Origin of the sequence: Lepagella muris, assembly GCF_004793975.1 — a bacterium.
Lineage (GTDB): Bacteria > Bacteroidota > Bacteroidia > Bacteroidales > Muribaculaceae > Lepagella > Lepagella muris.
In genome coordinates, this window is the sequence record NZ_SRYB01000005.1 from 47,127 (window position 1) to 66,592 (window position 19,466).

Here is a 19,466-nt window from a genome sequence, read left to right on the forward strand (position 1 = left end):
AACCGGATGATGAAAAACTAAAGATGGAATGGTGGACTCCTGAGTGGAGGAAAGAGATTGAAAACGGCTTGTTTACTTTCAGAGACTGTAAAGGTGGACAGATGGCCCGCGACATGACTCTGTTTGTAGATGACGATGGCAAGGCTTATCATATCTATTCTTCTGAGGATAACCTCACTCTACAAATTGCTGAACTCGACAAATCTTTTACAAAGCATACGGGGAAATATATCCGTATATTTCCGGGTGGGCACAATGAAGCTCCCACAATATTTAAAAAAGATGGCAAATATTGGATGATTACATCAGGATGTACCGGATGGGCTCCTAATGAGGCAAGGATGATGTGGGCTGACAATATTATGGGAGATTGGCATATAATGCCTAATCCATGCAAAGGTCCTGAAGCAGAGATAACATTTAAGGCACAGGGTACTTACATCCTTGAAAATGATAGTGCTTTGATTTTTATGGCAGATATTTGGAATCCAAAGAATCTCCCTGATTCCCGACATCTATGGCTTCCAATCTCTTTTGACATCAATGGCGTTCCGGAAATCAGATATGACGGCATATCCACTGAGGCAGGAGATACCAAACTTTATGAAATCGGAGAGGGTTATAGTGGCACATCTGTAAATACGGCCGTATTCCGGGCAAATTCTGTAGTTACCCATAAAGATAATCAATATATCGCTTTCTATGATCCAGAGGGATACGTCACTTTGGCTAAACGCAAGCTTAACTCAGATAACTGGACGATACATAAGACTCAATACAAAGGAAACGTAAAGGACGGGCATAATATAATAAGCATAGGTGCGGATGGAGAAGGCTATCTACATGTTGCTTTTGATCACCACGGTCATCCTCTTCATTATGCCAAAAGTCTTAAGCCCGGCAGTCTGGAGCTCGGAGAGATTTCACCTATGACAGGAATTGATGAAAATAATGTCACATATCCGGAATTCTATTCCTTATCAAATGGAGATCTACTGTTCGTATACCGTTCGGGTGCCTCCGGACGTGGCAACATGGCAATCAACCGTTATGTTGTGAATGATAAGAAATGGATTCGGGTGCAGGATTCCCTTATTGACGGAGAGGAACAACGCAGCCCATACTGGCAATTATATATTGATGAGAATGACGTGATCCATGTGTCATGGGTATGGCGTGAGACATGGCTGGTTGAGACAAATCATGACATGTGTTATGCTAAATCAAAAGATGGTGGCAAGACTTGGCTGAAGTCTGACAACACTCCATATTCCTTACCAATTACCCTATCCAATTCCGAATTTGCCTGTAGTATACCTCAGAATTCCGAACTTATAAATCAAACCTCAATGACGGCTGACCGCGATTCCAATCCATACATCGTATCCTATTGGAGATCGGAAGATTCTGACGTGCCTCAATATCGTCTTATATGGCATGACGGTAAGGAATGGAAACATCGTGAGATATCCAATCGAACCTCTCCATTCTCACTTTCGGGCGGTGGTACAAAAATGATTCCGATATCCCGTCCTCGGGTTGTAGTTGACAATGATTTTATAGGAGTGATTTATCGTGATGCTGAGAGAGGGAGCGTAGTATCCCTGGCTCACACAAATAATGGCGCAAACGGTGATTGGACAACATCTGATTTAACAGTATTTGGAGTAGAGGCATGGGAACCTTCATTAGATACCGAACTTTGGAAGAATGAACGGAAACTTCACATGTTCGTACAGAAAACCTATCAAGGTGATGGAGAGGTGTCTCTTGATAAGAAACCGACTTCAGTTTATATCCTTGAAACCGATATCAATAAGAAATAAGCACATACTATTGACATTATACAGAGAAAGACCATAAATCAGACTCGGAATCCGATTTATGGTCTTTCTTCTTATTTCTAAATCATGCTACATTTTTACGGCCACGTTTCTTATCGTGGATCTTGCCATAACGTTTTGCATGACCTTTACTCTTAAAATTTTTATGGTTTGATGCTTTTGAAAGATAACTGTTCTCCAGAAATTTATTATACTGTTCAGGGGTAAGAATATTTTTTACTCCCTCAAGATACTTTTTTCGCGTCTCCACAATTCTTGCACGACGTTCCTCTTTCAGTTTCATCTTCTCTTCACGAGAAAGATTATCTCTCTTCATATTTTTGCATACACCATTACCTGCCTTACAGTCCTTGCATTCTTTACAGGTCTTTCCATCCTTACAATCTTTACATGCAGTGCATTCTTTGCAGGACTTTCCATCCTTACAGTCTTTACATGCAGCGCAATCATTACATGCCTTTCCGTCACAGCCTTTCTTTTTAGAAGGCGTACACTCCTTACGCAAATCTGCAAGTTTTGTTTTCTGTTCCTGAGTCAGGTTCAATCCTTCGAATGCACTACATTCCTTGCGATTCTTTCTCATCTCTCCATTCCCCTTTTTGGAAAGAGTGCATTCCTTACGGTTCTTGCAGCTATCGTTGACTTTAGTGTTATCGCCGGATGCGAAAACTGATGCAGTAGCGGCAATAAGAATTGCCAAACTCAAAATCATTCTCTTCATGTTCATATTTCTAATCGTTTATTCTCGTTTTTGTGATGTTTACGATTCTTTGACCACTACTTCTCAATTTAGTTTAATGATTATTGGCATTTTATCATATATTAGCATAATCGGCAACATTCGTAAAAATTTGTTATCATATTATTTCAAATTATTTTTTCGACTACTACATAAAACAAACTTGTTTCTACGAAAATATTTTTGTAATTTTGCAGTCCGTTATGGTATACGGATTTGACAACGAAAAGTATCTGAAGATACAGTCCGAACATATTAAAGAAAGAATTTCTAAGTTCGGAAATAAGCTTTATCTCGAATTAGGAGGTAAATTGTTTGATGACCACCACGCAAGCCGCGTGCTTCCCGGATTTCAACCCGACAGCAAGCTGAGGATGCTTTGGCAGCTAAAGGATCAGGCTGAGATTGTAATAGTGATCAGTGCTCTTGACATTGAGAAGAATAAAGTCAGGAGTGATCTCGGCATCACTTATGATATGGATGTGCTACGGTTGCGTACTGAATTCCAAGACAGGGGGTTTCTTGTGGGATCTGTGGTTGTCACCCACTACAACGGCCAGATAAGTGCTGATGCATTCCGCAATCGCCTTGAAAGATTGGGTATCACAGTATATTATCACTACACAATTGAAGGCTACCCAAATAATGTGGGACTCATTACGTCTGATGAAGGATTTGGCAATAATGATTATATTGTGACATCAAGACCTTTGGTGATTGTCACTGCTCCGGGACCAGGAAGTGGAAAAATGGCTGTATGCCTAAGTCAGTTGTATAACGAAAATAAACGGGGTATAGAAGCAGGTTATGCTAAATTCGAAACATTCCCAGTGTGGAGTCTTCCTCTAAAGCACCCCGTAAACATTGCATACGAAGCGGCAACTGCCGACCTTAATGACGTGAATATGATTGATCCGTTCCATTTGGAAGCATACGGAGAAATTGCAATAAATTATAATCGCGACATTGAAATTTTTCCAGTATTAAATGCTCTCTTTGAAGGGATTTATGGGGAGAATCCGTATAAATCTCCTACTGACATGGGAGTTAATATGGTCGGATTCTGCATAAAGGATGATCAGGTGTGCTGCAATGCGTCAAAAAACGAAATTATCAGACGTTATTTTACAGCATTGAACAATCTTGCTCAAGGCAAATGCAACGATGATGAGGTGAATAAGATTGCCTTATTATTGAAGCAGGCAAAGATTGACGTCAATTACAGAAAATCCATCAAAGCAGCTCGTGACAGAGCAGCTGAAAGCGGATTGCCATGTTCTGCTATAGAATTATCGGATGGAACAATAATAACGGCAGAGACAAGTCCTCTGCTTGGTCCGAGTTCTGCTCTAATTCTAAACTCAATAAAGCATCTTGCGGGAATTGATCATAATGTGAAACTTATCCCACAAGAAATGATAGAGCCGATTCAGCATACCAAGACAAACTATCTTTGGAGCCGGAATCCTCGTCTACATTCTGATGAAGTGCTTGTGGCTCTATCTGTTCTAAGCACTCATGACGAAAATTGTCGTAAGGCATTGGAGAAACTACCGGAACTAAGAGGTTGTGAAATGCACTCTACCGTAATGCTTGGTGAAGTAGACCACAAGATTTTCAAGAAACTCGGCGTTGGTCTTACTTGTGATCCAACTCGAAAAAAATAATTCAGTATAAATTCTAATAAAGGCAGGAGGCGTCCACTTCACAGGGGGCGCCTCCTTATTTTAGATTTAGTTTAATTTATGGAGTCTCGTCTACTCGCGCTATGTAGTCTGAATATAATCTTTTGATATCATCGGGCGATAATCCGAAAGACTTTATTCGCCCGAAAAAATACTCCACTTCATCTCTGAAAAATATATTACGTCTCATCTCGATTATACGTTTCTTTGCTTCAGGAAGTACAAAAAAACCAATCCCTCTCCTATTAAATATTATTTTCTGCTGCTGAAGCCAGTCGTATGACCTCATGACAGTATTGGCATTAACCTCTACTTTCGAAGCATATTCCCTAACTGATGGTAATCTACCGTCTGATGGATAGACATCCGATATGATATCATCCATTATTCCATCTGTAATCTGAAGATATATCGGTTTATTTTCATTAAAATCCATACACAGGAGATCTAAATTAATTTATACACTACTTGCTGCCGTCTGTACAGATAGAATCCTGCCACGTAGAACGCAAGCGTCAAAAGTATGAAAACTGTTGCCATAAACCATAATGAGTCTCCTATATGATACATTAGTGAAGGGAAATATTTAACACTCAATGCAAACATAATACTACATACAGTCTGAATTACCCACATGGCTGCAAATGTTTTGATAAAAGAGTTTTTGGGCCATAGTATCGCCCCGAAAAAATATGGTGCCTGTGCCAAGAAATATGCCGACAACAGGACTGTAAGAATCAAAGCCGGTCGCGTTATATCAAACATAGAATATATTTTCCATGGATTTGTTATGTGAAGATAATCCGGATAATTATGGGGATTATCCGCCGTCATCAAGAACGTTAATATACGGGTAATATCCCCTATATAAAACGCCAATACCAATACCCCGAATAGCACCGGAACGGATAACAGCCATTTTACCAAGTATTTTGAAAATGCTGATGCCGGCACCATTAATGAGTAGAGACGCTCCTCCTTTGTCTTCATATCAGAAAAAGCCACTGATGCGCCGACAAAGGCGAACATCATCATATAGAACGTGAAGATCACCACTCCTGACGAACCGGAACCAACTCCATTATATCCCATTATTGCTCCCGTTGTAATATACAATCCCAATATGCATGCCAAACCCAACAACAGGAATTTTCTATTATCTATAATCTCTCTTTTAGCATTCAGCCAGAAATTCTCAACGAATGACTCATTTCCAACCCTTGCCTCATAAATTTCATTATCCATCGTCTTAAATAATATTTGTTAAATAATATTTTGTTAGTAAATGGGCTGTGTACAATTATCCCCTATCTCCCTCCGAATAAATCCTTGACTATGGTGGGATTCTGTCTGACCAACTCAAATAATGTCTCCAGATTCACGTCAGTCTCAGAATATCCATCTGACAACTCCACTATATTTGCACCGCCGGGAGCATCAAGCGCAACTAGTGCATTTGCAATACGATCCTTATTATTAGTAAAAGCAAATAGAAGTCGCGAAGAAATATCCATCATTGTGGCATTCAGCAGAACACCATTAGTATCGGTTATCACCACATGGTCAAGTATCTTCTCTACATCATACACCTGATGAGTGGAGATTATGATCGTGCGATCATCCGTCATACTGTCCAACACTGCTTTACGGAAAAGACGCTTCCCTGGAATATCCAGTCCATTAGTTGGTTCATCAAGAACCAATAATGAAGTGTTGCATGCTAATGCAAAACTCATAAATACCCTTTTCTTCTGTCCCATTGACAGATGACCCAGATGAACATCAGGAGTCATTTCAAACGTAGAAAGATGACGTGAAAGATCTGCATGAGAATATTTGGGATAGAATGCCGACATGCTTTTCACGAACTGTGATAATTTCACATTCGGCAAATAAAATTCTTCAGGAACAATGAATACATCATTAAGAAATGCCACTTTACGATCAAACGGTCGGAATCCATTATAATTGATCTCACCTGATTGAGGCTTCAATAATCCAAGTATAAGATAAAGCAACGTAGATTTCCCTGCGCCGTTTTTTCCCAATAATCCGCATATAGTGCCGTCCTTAACCTCCAATGAATAATTGGAAAGGACCGCCTGTTTACTACGCTTGTAGCTGTAGGTGATATTTTCTATCTTTAACATAGTGTATTAGTATATTAGTACACTGCAAAGGTAGATATTATCTTTTATTCCAACAAATATTTTCAATATAAAATTTTAATTATTTTAAAATTTTCGGAATCGACAATCTTATACAGCTGTAATTCTGATAGATATTCAAAGCCTGCCTTCTCTCTATCAAATGGAGTTAATATAAGATTCCTTATAATATCCCCTTCCCGTTCTCCTGTTACAAAGATAAGGGGAAGGCAATCATCCTTCCCCTTATCTTCGGTTATCATTAATTTTCTGACAAGAAATTTTACGGTTTTACCTTTCATTCCTTTAATATGTTGAAAAAATATAGTTCTATTTCCTATCTTTATGAAGTTTGGACGGCTTTATCCGAACACGTTCATCAATTTTATGCGGAGTGACTGACGGTCTTGAAACTTTACTTTCATCAAGATCTGAATTGCTTATCTTTCTTCTGTCAGCATTCCACATAACTGTATTCCCCTTTTCCGGCGCTTTCTGCTCCACAACCGGCTCTGCTACAGTCAGAGTATCTGTTATTGCCTCTTCTTTCTTAGGTTTTCTTACAGACGGGATACCATAATGCTTATTGCTGCGATGAAGACGATACTCAACACTATCGTATGGTAGCCGGACGAGCCTTATACTGTCGGCATACACCGGAAGCATTTCAGGATCTTTGATACGCAAAGTGCCATAGATACGTTTCACATCCTTACCTGTGTCTGTCTGACAAACTAATTCCACTCTATTCCTGCCTATAAACACGCTACTACCTGCCTCAGAGGAACCATCAGAATATTCTACACCAAGCACACCGTTCATTTGAACAGGAGCATCAAGATGCATTGTCCATTGCAAACGATCACCCTTTTGTAAATCTGGATCTGTAACAGAGACTATCCATCCATCAGTATTACCAAGCATTGAGAGCTGCCCATTCTTGCCAAATCTCCAAAGAAGATTATCATCATCAAGACCATCCTCTTCTCCCGACATATTCAGAAGATGCTTTCTTCTCTTGATAATCTCCTTATCTACTTTTGCGTATAGTTCTGAGTAATCATCAAGATTTCTTCCATACCATGCAAGTGTCGTGTCAAGTTGTTCTTGGGTTATGCCATGCGCAGCCAAAACCGACTTTCCCATCTTCAGACGGTAATCAGATACCTGCATCTGTTGATTGGAGACATTGGTATATGCTTCAGCAAGCTGCATATCTGCCATAAGAGCCACCATCTCTTTTTCGGTAAGAATATTATCCGGACGATTACTACAGCCGGCTATTACCATGGACAACAACAATATAACCGGCACAACCGATGAAGACGAATAACATCTGTCACTTCTCCTTGTCATTTTCTTTAGTATTTTTCTTACTCTCGCTTATCAATGAAAATGCTTTTGAGGCATCTCCGGAATAGAAAAATATCAATAAGCCGACTCCTATACAGATTGATGCATCAGCAACATTAAATATGTACTGGAAAAATTCATAATATCTTCCTCCTACTCCGGGTAGCCACTCCGGCCAATAAAAGGAGAAGAGTGGGAAATAAAACATATCTACAACTCTCCCCTCAAACCAAGGGGCATATCCCCCTCCATCAGGAAAAGCTACGGCTATTTCAGGTGGCATCGGATTATTAAAAAGACGACCATAAAAAACACAGTCAAATATATTGCCTGCTGCACCTGCTATTATCAAGGCTACTGCCACAAAAAAACCGCAACGGAGTTCCTGCGCATATTTTATCTTGATTACAAACCATATAAACAGGACTACTGCTGCAATCCGACCCAATGTCAGAACTATTTTATTCCATAGTTCAAGACCAAAAGCCATACCATTGTTCTCTATAAATTTGAGGTGAAACCAATTAGTTATCGGAAGATCCTCTCCGAGATAGAAATTTGTTTTCACCCATATCTTCATTATCTGGTCTGCAAGAACAACCGCTATGCTAATCGCCACAACAAGCCAGATACGGCGAGCGGCGATATCCTTTCCGGATACCGCCGTCGCATTCATATTATCATTCGCCACCAATTCCTTAATTCTTTGTTACGCGTGCTTTCGCTTTCAATCCATCAATTTCAAGATCTACACAATCTTGCCCGTCAAGTGACGGCACAATGATTATCTCATCTGCCAAAACCTGAGCGGAGATATAATCGCGGAATGCATTTACTGCATCTTTTATCTCGTCCTCATCGGAAAGCTCAACACGCACCTTGTCCGTGATCTCAAAGTCATTACCCTTACGGATATTTTGGATACGATTAATCAACTCGCGGGCCATACCCTCATTTTTCAATTCAGGCGTAACGGTGACGTCAAGTGCCACAGTGATATTGCCATCATTGGCAACCAGCCAGCCAGGCACATCTTCCGGAATAATTTCTACATCAGACAACGTGACAACCGGCTCTCCTTCAAGATCTGTGAATCTTAATTCTCCTTCTCTCTCAAGACGGGCGATCTCTTTCTGCGACAGTTCTGTAATGGCTTTTCCAAGCTGCTTCATAATCTTTCCATATTTTGGACCAAGCTTCTTGAAGTCTGCCTTTACCCTTTTCACAAGACCACTCTCTTCATTCTCTACAATCTTAAGCTCTTTTATATTGACTTCCGATTTAATCAAATCCTCAAGAGCCTCAACTCCCGCACGCTGGTGAGAATCCATCACAGGAATAAGCAATGTCTGAAGGGGCTGTCTCACCTTAAGGTTAACCTTACGGCGAAGTGCCAAGACATTAGATGTGATTTCCTGTGCAAGACGCATTCTTTCCTCAAGCTCGGAATCCACCATGGAGGAATCACTTTCCGGGAAGAATGTAGTGTGGACTGAAGCATAACCCTCACTCTCAGATGCCGGGGCGACAAGATCTGAATATAGACGGTCAGAATAGAATGGAGCAAATGGTGCCATAAGTAACGCAACCGTCTTAAGTGAGGTATAGAGTGTCTGGTATGCCGACAGTTTATCGTCATCCATCTCACCTGCCCAGAATCGCTTACGATTTAGTCTTACATACCAGTTGCTGAGATTATCATTGACAAATTCCTCTATTGCTCTCGCGGCTTTTGTTGGTTCATAATCATCAAGAGCATCCGTTACCTCTGCAACAAGAGTATTCAGCAACGAAAGAATCCAACGGTCTATTTCAGGACGCTTCTCTGTTGCAACTGGTGGCTCACTACCTGTAAACCCATCTACATTTGCATAGAGAGCAAAGAATTTATATGTATTGTATAACGTTGCAAACAATTTGCGACTTACTTCTGCCACTCCTGCCTCGTCATACTTCAGATTATCCCAAGGAGAAGAGTTGGAAATCATATACCACCTCACCGGGTCACTACCGAAGCGTTCAAGATTATTAAACGGATCAATTGCGTTTCCAAGACGTTTTGACATCTTGTTGCCATTCTTGTCAAGCACAAGTCCATTAGAAATGACTGCTTTAAATGAATTGGTATCAAACACCATACCGGCTATTGCATGAAGTGTAAAGAACCAACCTCTTGTCTGATCCACTCCCTCTGCAATAAAATCTGCTGGGTATACCTCTCCATTATCAAGTATCTCCTTATTCTCAAATGGATAATGAATCTGAGCGTAAGGCATTGAACCTGAATCAAACCACACATCGATAAGATCAAGCTCCCTCTTCATGGGTTTGCCGGATGCAGAGACAAGCACTATATCATCCACGTAAGGACGATGAAGATCAATCTTATCATAATTTGCCTTTGTGTAATCTCCGGGAATAAAACCTTTATCTTTAAGAGGATTATTCTCCATTACTCCGGCTGCCACCGATTTTTCGATCTCATTATAGAGCTCCTCATAGCTGCCTATGCAGATCTCCTCTCTGCCATCTTCACTACGCCAGATAGGAAGCGGAGTGCCCCAATAACGGCTACGCGAAAGATTCCAGTCCTGAAGATTTTCAAGCCATTTGCCGAAACGTCCGCTTCCTGTAGAAGCCGGTTTCCATTTGATTCTTTCATTCAGTTCAATGAGACGCTCGCGAGCTGCAGTGGTACGGATAAACCAGCTGTCAAGTGGATAATAAAGCACCGGCTTATCTGTACGCCAACAATGCGGATAGTTGTGCGTATGCTTCTCTATCTTGAAAGCCTCTCCGGATTTCTTCATCTCCATACAGAGAACTATGTTGAGATCCTCGCTCTTCATTGCAGATGCCTCATCATATTTCCCTCCAGGATTAAATTTTGGATCGTAGGCATTCTTCACATAGTCGCCTGCATGACGGGAATATTCTTCCAAATTAACGCACTTTTCCACAAATACAGGGGCAAGCTCATCAACGGTATAATATTTACCCGTGAAATCTACCATCGGACGTGTCTCTCCTTTCTGGTTTATCATAAACAGTGGCGGAATACCGGCTGCTTTCGCAACTTTGGCGTCATCCGCACCAAATGTTGGCGCAATATGAACAATACCGGTACCATCCTCTGTAGTGACATAATCTCCTGAAATCACTCGGAATGCCTCATCTGCGATTTCAACGAAACGGTCATTACCATAACTGAAGACATTTTCAGGATGTGAAGATGCATAATTTTTAACATACTCAGCACTCCTGTCATCAACTCGCTCCACAGGCTTCACCCAAGGCATAAGTTGTTCATAATGCATACCCACAAGTTCCGGACCTCTCCATTTCCCGACCACTTTATATGGCAAAATCTTGTCGCCTGCATTATACGCCTCCAGATCCAATTTCTCACCTTCCGGCTTAAAATATGCTTTCAAAAGAGATTCGGCAAGCACTACTGTCAGTTTATCTGCTGTATAGGGATTGTAGGTACGCACTGCAACATAATCTATCGACGGACCCACACACAATGCCGTGTTGGATGGCAATGTCCATGGCGTGGTAGTCCATGCCATAAAGCAAGGTGTGCCCCATCCCTCCATCTCCGGCTTTGCATCCTTAATCTTAAACAATACTGTAGCCGTGGTGTCTTTTACATCACGATAGCATCCGGGTTGATTAAGCTCATGTGAACTAAGCCCGGTACCCGCTGCCGGTGAATAAGGTTGTATTGTGTAGCCTTTAAACAAATAGCCCTTGTCATATAGCTGACGAAGTAGCCACCATACACTTTCTATATATTTATTGTCGTAGGTTATATAAGGATTCTCAAGATCTACCCAGTAGCCCATCTTATGAGTCAGGTCGGTCCATTCCTTTGTGTACTTCATCACCTCACTACGGCATGCGGCGTTGTATTCATCTACGGAAATCTTCTTCCCAATATCCTCTTTAGTGATTCCAAGGCTTTTCTCTACTCCAAGTTCCACCGGCAAGCCATGAGTATCCCAGCCAGCCTTACGCTTAACATGGAATCCTTTCATCGTCTTGTAGCGGCACACAATATCCTTTATTGTGCGAGCCATTACATGATGAATACCTGGCATTCCGTTTGCAGACGGAGGACCTTCGTAAAACACAAATGTAGGACAACCTTCCCTCTCTTTCATTGATGCTTCAAAAAGAGAATGTTCATCCCAGATCTGCAACATCTCCTTATTTACTTCCGAGAGGTTGAGCTGCTTGCTGTATTCTTTGAATTTTTTGCTCATTATATTGAGTATTGTTATTGGAAAGACTTTTATTTAATTCTTGAACTTTTTTCCGGGTTTTACTCTATCTCACCGATTTTAACGTATTCAACGATGTCCGAATTTACTACCCTTCGCTCCCTTGACACCACCTTTTACGCCACCCCCCATGGCAAAAATATTGGCATCATACGTAAACGTCTTGCGATCTGTCTCACGTTTTCTACGCAAAGCTAATTCCACCAATTTATCCATAAGTTGCATAAATGTGATGCCTGTCTCTTCCCACAGATAGAAGGAAAGACTTCCAGGTATCGTGTTGATTTCATTTACATAGATTTTATTATCAGATCGATCCACCATCACGTCTACCCTACTAACTCCGTGACACGATAATACACGGAACGTTTCTCCTGCCATTTTTCTGATCTCATCGCTCATCGTTTCAGGGATATCTGCCGGAATACGCTTCTCACTTGACTGCATCCCCGCTTTTGAACCGCCTCCGTATTTCTCTTCGTATGACAAGAAATCGCCTTTAGATATCGGTTCCTCACACACACTTGTCTGATAGTCATCACAATCCCCGAGTACGGAACAGTTGATTTCCATCATATCCTTAACCATGTGCTCCACGATTATACGACGGGAAAACTTTTCTGCATTGTCTATCTTTTCCATAAGACTTCTGCGGTCAGAAGCTTTCCCTATACCGACACTGGAACCGAGATTTGCTGGCTTGACTATAACGGGATAGCCAAGTTTAGCCTCTATCTTATCCATAATGGCTTCCTTATTGGAGAGCCATTCCTTATCAGTAAACCAGACATAATCAACCACCGGGATACCTTCGGCTGAAAGTATCATCTTCATCGTAATCTTATCCATGCCATTGGCACTCGACAAGGTATCGCATCCGGCAAACGGTATGCCAATTGTCTCAAGAAGACCTTCAAACATGCCATCCTCTCCATGGGAGCCGTGAAGCACAGGTATTGCCACATGAAGTTCTTCATAAACCGGATTTTTCTTTGAAAATAGGCCTCCGCTTGGATTTGAACGATAAAGATTAAAATCGCCGTATTCCGGACGCATGTACACCTCTTCCGAATTCTCTGTAAGATGCCTCATGTCTTTGTAATTCCGGATGTCAAGCGTAAGTGGACCTGTATACCAACGTCCCTGTTTTGATATATATACCGGTATTATATTGTATTTTGACCGATCAAACGCATTTATAGCCTGCAAGGCTGATATGACCGAGATTTCGTGCTCCACGGATCTGCCCCCAAAGAACACAGCTACATTAGTCTTCATAAAATTTTGGAAAACCTATTATTATGAATCGTAAATACTCAGGAAACAAATCTTATTACAATCTGAAATCCCAAAATTCGCGATATTCCTTATTCTTAGTGCAAAATTAGCATAACACAATGAAAAAAACAAATATTTATTTACTTACGATGAAATCCCATAAAAAATCAGAAGATTACAACCTTATCATTTCTTAACCGAAGATACCGAAGGCCATGGAAAATCCGATGGATTGAGTGTGAGATGAACCTTATTTTCCTTCAATCTTATCTTCACATAAGAAATTAGCTTTTCCTTATCACCGGCAGACATACCTTTCGGTGCATTCACAAAAACCATATTTATTGTATCTGCCTGCGAATTAGTCAATGAAGTCGCGACCATCCTGCTCATTGCGATATCCTTAATTGATGGGAACAATGCCTTAACTTCTGGAGCTATCATAGTAAGTTCCCTATTGAAATAGCTATAATCCTTTAGCAAATCCTTCAGAGAGTCAATCTTTTCCTGGCGATCTGCAACTTCCTTTTGCATTACTGAATAAAATTGCCCGAAATTTTCCTCATCACTCCTCCCTCTGTTCTCACTAATCGAAAAGCCTTGCTTTATATTCAATATCGTGCCACCAAGACCCACGCTATCAAGTTTTGTCATCATTGCAAGCTGCAATGAATCCTTAGGAAGAGCCTGACCAATTAGTGTCACATCAATATGGCGTTGATTGCCGTTCATATATATTTTTTGATTAAGAACCTGCGTATTAGGAAATACCATCTCATTCTCCACAAACGAAGTCGCTTCCGTCATGAATATATTCTTTCTGATCATTTCATAGGTGAGATAGCAGCTGAAGCCTATGGTGACAAACACAACTGAATAGACAATCATCTGCACTCTATGACTTCTCCGAGTATCTTGATAAACCACTTTTTTAAAGTTCATCAATTTCACCCCGATAAGAGATGCAAACAATATGAATATCATATTTGTGAAGAATAGATAAAGCGCACCAAAGAAGAAATGTGATTGCAATGTTGCAATACCATATCCGGCAGTACACAAAGGAGGCATCAATGAGGTGGCTATCGCAACGCCCGGCATTACCTGACCCTTGTTCTTGCAAGCTATGCTTACAATTCCTGCCGCGCCACCGAACAACGCAACAAAAACGTCATATATGGATGGCGACGTCCTCGCAAGCAGTTGGCTTGAACCTTCATACTGCGGAGAAATCATAAAATATATTGCGGATGCCAACAACGAACCGATGATTGCCATGACAATATTCTTCAGACTTCTTTTCAATAAAGAGAAATCCTCTATGCCAATTGCAAGACCCATACCAATTATCGGACCCATCAATGGTGAAATAAGCATCGCTCCTATTATCACAGGAATACTATCAGTGTTAAGTCCAAGAGAGGCTATGAATATTGCAAATATCAATACGAGCAATTGACTTCCCTTAAAACTTACTCCTGATCTTATACTCTGCTCTATATCAAGTTGAGGTTCCAAGTCTTCTGCTACATTAAAGTATGAAACTATCTCATCTCGAAATTTGACAAGACCCTCTTTAACCGTTGACTTTGGTATCATAAATTATTAGTAATTTTAATTATTGTTATCCTGTAATACTATCGCGACATCCCTCGTCAGGATTCTTATCAAACTCAATCATGATGATAAATACCCTACTACAAAATGTCTCTATTGATAAAACGTAAAATATTCAAATTTTATCACATCTGTCAAAGATAATTCACTATAAAAATATACAAAGGTTATAAAGTCTCACAATTTTGTTAAATTGTATAGCAATTCTTATCTATTTCTTTACATTTTTTATTAACTTTGCATTAATAATTGAACCAACTTATGGCTGATTTACAATTAAAAGGTCTTGGTGTCGCCCTTGTGACACCCTTCAATAGCGACAAATCCGTTGATTTTGATGCACTCCGTAGAATGGTGGAGTATGTTGTATCCGGAAATGCCGACTATATTGTCGTGCTTGGCACGACTGGCGAAACTCCCACTTTGTTCCCGGATGAGAAAGCCGAGATTCGCAAAGTGATTATTGAGAAAAATGCTGGCAGAATCCCCTTGATTTTAGGAGTGGGAGGGAATAGTACCCAAGCAGTTGTCAACGAACTAAAGACTTCTGACTTCTCCGGATTTTCCGCAATCCTTTCCGTAGTTCCATATTACAACAAGCCTTCTCAAGAAGGATTATATCAGCACTACAGAGCTGTGGCTGATGCATCTCCTCTGCCTGTCGTGCTATACAACGTCCCGGGAAGAACTGGTGTAAATATGACCGCCGCAACCACCCTATCTCTTGCTCGTGATTGCGAAAATATTATTGGAATCAAAGAAGCATCTGGGAATTTTGCCCAAATAGAGGAAATTATCAAGAACAAACCGGAAAGATTTGAAGTGATTTCCGGAGATGACAGTATCACATACCCCTTGATGACTTTAGGTGCAGTAGGCGTGATTTCCGTGATTGGCAATGCATTCCCTATGGAATTCGGACGTATGGTGCGGCTTTGCCTGCAAGGTCGTTTTCAAGAAGCCCTTCCAATACACTGGAGATTCAATGAATTATTCAACCTATTATTTGTCGATGGGAACCCTGCCGGAGTGAAATGCACGCTACATGCATTAGGTCTTATCAAAAATGAATTGCGACTCCCGTTAGTGCCAACAAGAATGAGCACTGATGAAAAGATTCGGAAATTGCTCGGTTCGCTATACATTACATCTCCGGAAGAACTTGAAAAAGGAATCAGAGAAAACTCCACAATCTTCAAATAGTGATTGACAAAGCTACCGTCCAGAAAATTAAAGACACCGCTGATATCGTTGAAGTGGTAAGCGATTACGTCCACCTTACGAGAAGAGGCAGCAACTATATGGGATTGTGTCCGTTCCATAACGAACGGACACCATCCTTTTCTGTCAATAAAAGCCGTAACTTCTGCTATTGCTTCTCTTGTCATAAAGGTGGGGCGCCCATAAATTTCATAATGGAGAAAGAGGGGATTTCCTATCATGACGCCCTCTTGCATCTCGCAAAAAAATATGGCATTAAGGTTGAAGAGCGGGAACTTACCGATGAGGAACGAGAAGCTCAAAGCCGAAGAGAGGCGATGTTCATTGCAAATGAATGGGCAATGAATTATTTCGAGGATAATCTGCTCAACACGCCTGACGGTAAAGAGATTGGTCTCTCCTATCTTTACGGTAGAGGGGTGACTCAAGAAGCAATCAGACAATTCCATCTCGGATATGCAATCGACAGAGGGACTGCAATGCTTGAGGCGGCTCGTAAGAAGGGCTTTAATATTGATGTCCTAAAAAAGCTCGGACTTATTGGCACAAGCCAGCAAGGACATGACTATGACCGCTTCCGGGGAAGGGTAATATTCCCTATCCTTAATTCATCCGGTAAGGTAGTGGCATTCGGAGGTCGCGACCTCAAAGGAGGAATAGCAAAATATATAAATTCTCCCGAATCTGAACTATACAAAAAGAGCAATGAACTATACGGCATGTATCAAGCCAGAAGTTCTATTGTAAAGGAAGATAAATGCTATCTCGTAGAGGGATATCTTGACGTGATTGGTATGTGGCAATCCGGCATGAAGAATGTAGTGGCATCTTCAGGCACGGCTCTTACTGACGGACAGATTGCCCTAATTCATCGTTTCACAAAAAATGTGACGCTTATATATGATGGGGATGCTGCCGGCATTAAGGCATCATTCCGAGGAATCGACATGCTTCTATCCCATTATCTCGACGTAAATGTGCTGCTTCTTCCCGACGGGGATGATCCGGATTCTTTTGCCAGAAAACATACACCTGAGGAATTTAGAGAATACGTCAGCAAAAATGAAACTGATATAATCAAATTCAAGGCTAAGGTGCTCATGGCGGAAGCTAGCGACAATCCGCAGAGAAGAGTTGAGGCTATCAGAAGCGTGATCGGATCATTAGCCTGTATCCCTGATAAGGTCAAACGAGATGTATACATTCAGGAATGTAGCCGATTGATGGGAGTTAGTGAAGAATCTATTGGAAGTGCTACTGCATCGGCAAGAGCCACTGTAGTAGAACAGATAAAACGCCAACGTAATTTAAATGCCATTAATCAGATTCCGGGAAATCATATTACAGATTCTCCACGAAATATATCCACTACTTCTTATGCACAAAGCAATACAACTCAACCTCAGGATAGTGCTCATGTAAATTATCCGGAGAATATTGGATATACAAGACATTCCGACAGATCTCCAATGCCAAGACCCGAGATCAACAGTAATCCCCTACGCCCATTGGAATGGAAAGTTCTTGTATATTGTATCCGATATGGATTCCTTGATTTCTGTGAAAATGAAATAAATGGCAGTGTCATGACCGTATTGGAATATGTTGCGGAAGAACTTGCTGCCGATAATACTGATTTTTCAGTGGCAGACTACAATATGACATTTGCTCTGTTAATGGAGCTTTTATCCGGCTTCCGCAACGAACTTGCTTCTTTTGAAAAAGAGATATCAATTGAGAAAGATATGAAGAGGAAAGAAGGATATAAAGAAATCGCTGAGAGAGAACTATCCATCAACGAGATTCAACGGGAGGAACAGAAACTTGAAGAAAGAGTTGATGCTTGGGCTGAAGAGCAGATTGTAAATTTTGCAAGATCATATCCATCCAAAGTATTGGCAAGTCATGAAAATGACATTGTCCGCCGCATAACTACTGAGGCTATATCTGAACCATACCAACTTAGCCATATATATTCAAGAGAAAGACCTGTGGAAAAAGAGGAGGATAAACTAATTTCTCTTCTTCCTACTGCCATATATGTATGGAAAAACGGGATTCTCGATATTGAATTTAAGGCATTAATGTCTGAACTACGCGAAATTTCCGGGAAAGGTGATCTTAATGAGGTACAAAAGGTGCAACTTCAGATCTCTGAACTCATGAGATACCGAAGCGAATTGGCAAAGAATATAGGTGACCGGATTCTTTGTCCTGCTTCAGGGATAAGAACCTCAAAAAGATAATAATCCTACTTGAACGTATTCTCGGATTTTATAGAATTTATTCGTTTGTTAACTATAAATATATTTAATAATGGAAATTCTTCAAATTGACGGACTTGTGAAGCATTATGCTTCAACTAAAGCTCTTGATAATGTGAGTCTATCCGTTGCAAAAGGAGAAATTTGTGGATTGCTCGGTCCCAATGGTGCCGGAAAAACAACCATTCTACGCATAATTAACAATCTCCTTGTGTCTGATGCCGGATCCGTACTTGTAAACGGCATACCGGCTTCCCTTGAAGCAAGCCGAAATATCGGATATATGCCTGAAGAAAGAGGGCTTTACGACAAGATGAGGGTAGAGGATCAAATATTATATTTCGGTCAATTAAAAGGGGGCGACAAAGCAAGACTTAGGAATGTGATGGGAGAATATATGGAAATATTCAACCTTACAGGCCAAGGGAAACGTAAGATAAAGGAACTCTCGAAAGGCAACCAACAGAAGGTGCAAATCATTGCCACTCTCGTACATGAGCCGGAACTTGTGATTCTTGATGAGCCTTTCAGCGGATTTGATCCGATAAATGGTGCATTACTTCGTGATCTGATTGCCAGATTAAATGAAAAAGGTTCCACAATAATATTGTCGTCCCACAATATGCCGGCAATTGAAGAAATGTGTTCTTCGATTGCACTCATTAATCATGGTAAGTTATTGGTGAAAGGAGATATATCTGATATCAAGGAACAGCATCGCACTTCCGAGCTCTTACTGACTACCCGGAATCAACTTTCAATACCACTACTAATGGATTCCTCTCTTCTTGAGAACGTTGAAACAATTCCTCCTGTAAAAGGAAGAAAGGGATACGCCTATTCTATAATAAAGAAACCGGGTATAAGGAATACGGATATACTGAATGCAATATCCATACAAGGGGAGATTCTGCATTTTGAGGAAAAACTTCCTTCTCTAAACGACATATTCCTAAACTACACCACCGGTCAGCCTTCTCAGGAGAAAAGCAATTTTACGCACACCTCATGTTAAACGTTATTAATGTCAAC

Annotated in this window: 15 protein-coding genes and 1 pseudogene; 6 read left to right on the plus strand and 10 right to left on the minus strand. The window is 40.8% G+C overall.

What is annotated here, in order from left to right:
• Positions 1–101 precede the first annotated feature (101 nt).
• Positions 102–377, plus strand: a pseudogene (locus E5331_RS20615) (family 43 glycosylhydrolase); the annotation flags it as partial.
• A gap of 93 nt (positions 378–470) precedes the next feature.
• Positions 471–1,826 (plus strand): alpha-l-rhamnosidase, encoded by a 1,356-nt coding sequence (locus tag E5331_RS20620; RefSeq protein WP_275441094.1) that lies wholly within the window; start codon positions 471–473, stop codon positions 1,824–1,826.
• 82 nt (positions 1,827–1,908) lie between these two features.
• Here E5331_RS20620 and E5331_RS04865 read toward each other — a convergent pair whose 3' ends face one another.
• Positions 1,909–2,571, minus strand: a complete 663-nt coding sequence (locus tag E5331_RS04865; RefSeq protein WP_123481838.1) for a Spy/CpxP family protein refolding chaperone — start codon at positions 2,569–2,571, stop codon at positions 1,909–1,911.
• Between the two features lie 215 nt (positions 2,572–2,786).
• Between E5331_RS04865 and E5331_RS04870 the strand changes: the two genes are divergently transcribed.
• Positions 2,787–4,250, plus strand: a complete 1,464-nt coding sequence (locus tag E5331_RS04870) for a DUF1846 domain-containing protein (protein WP_123481837.1) — start codon at positions 2,787–2,789, stop codon at positions 4,248–4,250.
• A 76-nt stretch (positions 4,251–4,326) separates the two neighbouring features.
• Here the strand turns inward: E5331_RS04870 and E5331_RS04875 are convergent, their stop codons facing one another.
• From E5331_RS04875 to E5331_RS04915, 9 genes are all read right to left on the minus strand, one after another.
• Positions 4,327–4,704 carry a GntR family transcriptional regulator gene (locus E5331_RS04875; RefSeq protein ID WP_123481836.1) on the minus strand — a complete coding sequence of 126 codons (378 nt, stop codon included), beginning with the start codon at positions 4,702–4,704 and terminating at the stop codon, positions 4,327–4,329.
• Between the two features lie 11 nt (positions 4,705–4,715).
• A complete protein-coding gene (locus tag E5331_RS04880; protein ID WP_123481835.1) occupies positions 4,716–5,513 on the minus strand; it encodes a hypothetical protein in 798 nt (265 codons plus the stop codon).
• Positions 5,514–5,575: 62 nt separating this feature from the next.
• Positions 5,576–6,418 carry an ATP-binding cassette domain-containing protein gene (locus E5331_RS04885; RefSeq protein WP_123481834.1) on the minus strand — a complete coding sequence of 281 codons (843 nt, stop codon included), beginning with the start codon at positions 6,416–6,418 and terminating at the stop codon, positions 5,576–5,578.
• A gap of 62 nt (positions 6,419–6,480) precedes the next feature.
• Positions 6,481–6,717, minus strand: coding sequence for a hypothetical protein (locus tag E5331_RS04890; RefSeq protein ID WP_123481833.1), 237 nt, complete (start codon positions 6,715–6,717; stop codon positions 6,481–6,483).
• Positions 6,718–6,745: 28 nt separating this feature from the next.
• The gene (locus E5331_RS04895) at positions 6,746–7,771 is read right to left on the minus strand and encodes a DUF4296 domain-containing protein (protein ID WP_123481832.1); all 1,026 of its coding nucleotides are present in this window, start codon (positions 7,769–7,771) and stop codon (positions 6,746–6,748) included.
• A complete protein-coding gene (locus E5331_RS04900; RefSeq protein WP_420813755.1) occupies positions 7,755–8,387 on the minus strand; it encodes a lipoprotein signal peptidase in 633 nt (210 codons plus the stop codon). Before E5331_RS04900 ends, E5331_RS04895 begins: the two co-directional genes overlap by 17 nt.
• 79 nt (positions 8,388–8,466) lie before the next feature.
• Positions 8,467–12,036, minus strand: a complete 3,570-nt coding sequence (gene ileS, locus E5331_RS04905; protein ID WP_135985658.1) for an isoleucine--tRNA ligase — start codon at positions 12,034–12,036, stop codon at positions 8,467–8,469.
• An 87-nt stretch (positions 12,037–12,123) separates the two neighbouring features.
• On the minus strand, positions 12,124–13,332 hold the full coding sequence (locus E5331_RS04910) for a D-alanine--D-alanine ligase family protein (protein WP_123481830.1): 1,209 nt from the start codon (positions 13,330–13,332) through the stop codon (positions 12,124–12,126).
• A gap of 186 nt (positions 13,333–13,518) precedes the next feature.
• On the minus strand, positions 13,519–14,931 hold the full coding sequence (locus tag E5331_RS04915) for a TIGR00341 family protein (RefSeq protein WP_123481829.1): 1,413 nt from the start codon (positions 14,929–14,931) through the stop codon (positions 13,519–13,521).
• A 279-nt stretch (positions 14,932–15,210) separates the two neighbouring features.
• Between E5331_RS04915 and dapA the strand changes: the two genes are divergently transcribed.
• The 3 genes from dapA to E5331_RS04930 all read left to right on the plus strand — a co-directional run bounded on the left by dapA (position 15,211) and on the right by E5331_RS04930 (position 19,449).
• A complete protein-coding gene (gene dapA, locus E5331_RS04920; RefSeq protein ID WP_123481828.1) occupies positions 15,211–16,152 on the plus strand; it encodes a 4-hydroxy-tetrahydrodipicolinate synthase in 942 nt (313 codons plus the stop codon).
• The gene (gene dnaG / locus E5331_RS04925; protein ID WP_168355142.1) at positions 16,152–18,416 is read left to right on the plus strand and encodes a DNA primase; all 2,265 of its coding nucleotides are present in this window, start codon (positions 16,152–16,154) and stop codon (positions 18,414–18,416) included. Before dapA ends, dnaG begins: the two co-directional genes overlap by 1 nt.
• 70 nt (positions 18,417–18,486) lie before the next feature.
• Positions 18,487–19,449: an ABC transporter ATP-binding protein gene (locus E5331_RS04930; RefSeq protein ID WP_123481826.1), complete on the plus strand. Its 963-nt coding sequence runs from the start codon at positions 18,487–18,489 to the stop codon at positions 19,447–19,449.
• Positions 19,450–19,466 lie beyond the last annotated feature (17 nt).